Raw genomic sequence first — 3,632 nt, forward strand, 5'->3', positions numbered from 1 at the left:
CCAACACTGATTGGGACGACGAGTCCGACGGGACGCTGGAGGAGCGCATCTACTACTGCCAGAACTGGCGTCACGACGTGGTGGCGCTGATCGACGCGTCGGGCGGTCAGCTCGAGCAGGCGCGGTATACGGCCTACGGCGTGCCGGACGGCCTGCCGGCGGGCGACGCGGACTCGGACGGCGACGTTGACGGCTCAGACGCGACGCAGGTGAACACCTGGATCAGCGCCGGCTACGACGTGCGCGGCGACCTGGACCTCGACGGCGACGTGGACTTCAGCGACTACCTGGCCACGGTGGCGGCGAACGGCGACACGCTCGGGTGGGGGGCGCTGTCGCTCGACTCAGTTGGCAATCGCAAGGGCTACGCGGGGTATGAGTTCGAAGCGGCGCTCGCCGACGCGTACCGGCTCTACCACGTCCGGCATCGAGTGCTGAACTCGGACCTTGGTGCATGGTCTCGGCGTGACCCACTTGGTCCTGCTGTCGGCATGAATCTCTACGGATACGCCAATGCAGACCCGCTTGTGTCCGTCGATCCGCTTGGGCTGCTCACCTACACGGGGCCTACAGCTGTCAATCTCTCATGGGTTGCCGGATTCTCTGTCCACTCGACCTTACTGGAGTTGATCGAGCTGTATGGCGAGGTCTCGCCAATCCGCTTGTCCCTTATGCGAATGGCGCTGGGGGCCTTGTGGTCCAGCCAAAATCCCACGCCTCCCGCGCAGTTTGGCAATCGATCCGCGTTCGATGCATGGGACGGCCAGAAGGAACATCGAGGGTGGGATCTGTTCGCGGCCAAGATCGATTGCGTCTGCGGGAGGTTCAGCGAGGTGATCGATACCGATCGGGACGGTCATAGTGGATGGACGCCTATCATTGTCCCAGGTGGCGTTAGTCCCCTCATCCCTGCCCCGATGAGGACTCATAAGAAAGCACCAGGAGTAATCGAGGAGGCTGAGTTCCTCGCAACTTATGGCTGTGCCCATTTCAGAGTGCGATCGAGGGCCAGATTGTCGTTATTTGTCAATCTCACCCAAGCCGTCGTGTTCGGCCAAATGGCACCATGGATTACACGAGAGATGGAGTACATGCTGTGCTGTGACGGCGCACTCGAGATCAAGTTCAAAGGCAGCTACTTCCCGTCACACGCTGCCCATGTTGACGGGGCCAAACAGGGATGGAGAGACCAGACTAATCTGGCGCAGTTCATTTATCAGGGAACGCAGAGCGGAGAGATACTTACTCCGACGACATACTTTGAGTACGAAGATACTGTTCCGTGGGGCGACAGGAACTTCTGGTAGTGCCTGAGACTCTGTGGGACAAGATCGGTTCCAAGCGTGTCAAAGTCCGTCCGCCGCATCGTCACTCGGCTTTGGTTCTGATCAGCGGTGTGCTAGCGTTCTGCTGTGGTGCGGGGATGGGATGCGTGGGGGCAGCAATGCTCGAACTGGCGATGGCCATCCCGTTGTTGGCGCTGGCGTGGATTGCAGTACTGTTGCTGATCATGCTCACGTATCTCATCTGGCTCTCAATCCGTTGTCAGCATCCCGTCTACGTTGTGGTGTCGTCCGTGGCATTCATGGTGATGATGGCGATCGGCGTGTTCACTTCGATGGCCACAGTGTCGCCAGAGTTCGCGATTGTCCTGCGTCAAGGGTTTGGCGACCTGGGCGGGTTCGTACTCGCGGCTGGAATCCTCGGCGGGATCTCGGGTTTCATGTTGGTACTGTTCGTTCGGGTCACGTGTGTCCGGGTCATCGATCAGGACGGATCCTTGTGCGCGGTCTGTGGCTATCCGGCTGGTCGCGGAGGTCAAGACCGGTGCTCTGAGTGTGGATCGAGAGTCCAGCAGCGGCGCCAGGCCGCGGGCCTGGATCACATTCTGTCTGGACCAGCCGGCCGTGTCCGACTCTGCGCTGTAGTTGTACTGATCGTCGCCGTTGGATTCGCCTATGTATTCCTTTGGCGGGTGCGACCATACTGGGAATTCGCCGCTTGCGTGGCGCCCGCAATCGTTCTGGAGGCCCAGGGTGGAGCATTGCGAGCAACGCGTCCGCTTGCGTCCGATGATCGATATGTCCTTGAGTTCTGGCTGAGGCGCACGGGACTGCTCGGACCAGTGACGCTCGAACTCAGGGTGGCGACCGCCGCCGCTGCGGACTCGGCGCCGCTCGTTGTAACGGAATTAGACCAGAGCCAAACGGCGTGCGTGTTGGATCATGGCTTGCCGCGTACACTCGTGCTGGCCATGTCAGCACGGGCAGCTCTCGTCAAGAGTAATGAGGTCCGGTTTGGTGTGAGTGATGCGAGGCTGGATGCGACGTCGTACATGGAAGACTGCGGCTCCCACTCGTATGCTGAACGGAAGTGAAACGATGCGAGAGTTGCGGCTCGCCTGTCTGCTCGCAAGTCTGGTTGCTGTCGGCGCAACAGGGTGCGAAAGGGACGCAAGTACGCTCGGCTCCGGTGTGAACTACCATGGTCTGGTCGTCGACGTGACGCGACACGTCGCCCATTTGGGAAAGGAGAAGCCGACCGACGGGTACGTCGAGAGTACTGCGTTCGGCTTCGACATCTTTGACGCAAGTGGGCGGCGTACCGATATGGTTTGGGGTCGCGACCCCATCGTTGAATGGACGCAGTTCCGCCAGGTCGTCCTCCTTGGACCACGCGCGTTGGTGCTGCAACGACACAACTACCCAGACTCGCCAGGGGTCATGTCCCCCGATGAGTACGTCATATCGAATACGGATGGTGGTGGCGGTCACTCATGTGGCAAGGCAGAGGATTCAGAGCAGGTTGTCTCTCCCACGGAGCGAACTGATCTCGTCTACGTGTTTGAGGACGGTGGTGTGCTGTCCGCAACATACGATGAGCACGGGCAGTTGGTGATCATTCAGGCGCGGCATGATCGAGGGGGGGCTACGTACTGGCCCAACCGGCGGGGGCGGAACCGGTTCGCCGCATTTCAACTTCCAGGCAAGCTCGATCCACAGCTCGAGGATCCACCGGCGAATCCTCATGTGCAATCAGGACTTGGTGCGATTGTTGGATCAACGCTCCCGAGTGCCGCTCTTTTGGCGTCAATCGTCGTACATCACCGCGACGATAGCCGACAGATCCGCGTGGCAGTGGCGCTCGCAGAGAGTAATGAAGTGCGCCGACAGATTCTTTGTTTCACACCGCGGCCGTACGATGAGAGGAGAGAAGCAATGAATCCTTGTCCGCCTTCCGAAGAGCCGATCGATGACCGTGAGCCGTAATTGTGCCGTTGCGAAGCTGGGATTCCACCGCGCTTCCGTCGCACGAGGCAAGATCAGTCGTCAGGACGTGGATCGTCGTGCTCAGAAACCTCGTCAGCAGCTAACCCGCACGAACGCCGCGGGTTCCGAGCTTGATTCATGGCCGACGTTTGCCATCGCGTGAGTGCCGGCGAGGTTGGCGCGCATCGCGCGCGTGTTAACCACAACGCTGAGAACGGGTCGCAATGGGAAGGATGAACCCAGTGGTTAATGAGTTAAGCGGCTTGCGGCCCGTCGAGCGCAGCGAGCATGGCCGCAACTGACGTGTTGAACGAAGCCGCGGTGGAACGTCGTGGGTCCGCCGACTATGGAGAAGTCATCGGG

General features: G+C 60.2%; 3 protein-coding genes. All 3 read left to right on the forward strand.

Going from position 1 to position 3,632, the window contains the following annotated elements; all coding sequences use genetic code 11:
* Positions 1-1,307 (forward strand): hypothetical protein (locus HKN37_04865; GenBank protein ID NNE45975.1); only part of this gene is annotated, 1,307 nt, incomplete at its 5' end.
* Positions 1,307-2,377: a hypothetical protein gene (locus HKN37_04870; GenBank protein ID NNE45976.1), complete on the forward strand. Its 1,071-nt coding sequence runs from the start codon at positions 1,307-1,309 to the stop codon at positions 2,375-2,377. The genes HKN37_04865 and HKN37_04870, both read left to right, overlap by 1 nt.
* Positions 2,361-3,269 carry a hypothetical protein gene (locus tag HKN37_04875; GenBank protein ID NNE45977.1) on the forward strand — a complete coding sequence of 303 codons (909 nt, stop codon included), beginning with the start codon at positions 2,361-2,363 and terminating at the stop codon, positions 3,267-3,269. The genes HKN37_04870 and HKN37_04875 overlap by 17 nt, the downstream gene beginning before the upstream one ends.
* Positions 3,270-3,632: the final 363 nt, after the last annotated feature.

It is taken from the genome of Rhodothermales bacterium (genome assembly GCA_013002345.1).
Taxonomy (GTDB): domain Bacteria; phylum Bacteroidota; class Rhodothermia; order Rhodothermales; family JABDKH01; genus JABDKH01.

Coding starts and splice junctions, on each gene's coding strand:
- HKN37_04875 (NNE45977.1), top strand. CDS start 2,361: ATGCTGAACGGAAGTGAAACGATGCGAGAGTTGCGGCTCGCCTGTCTG.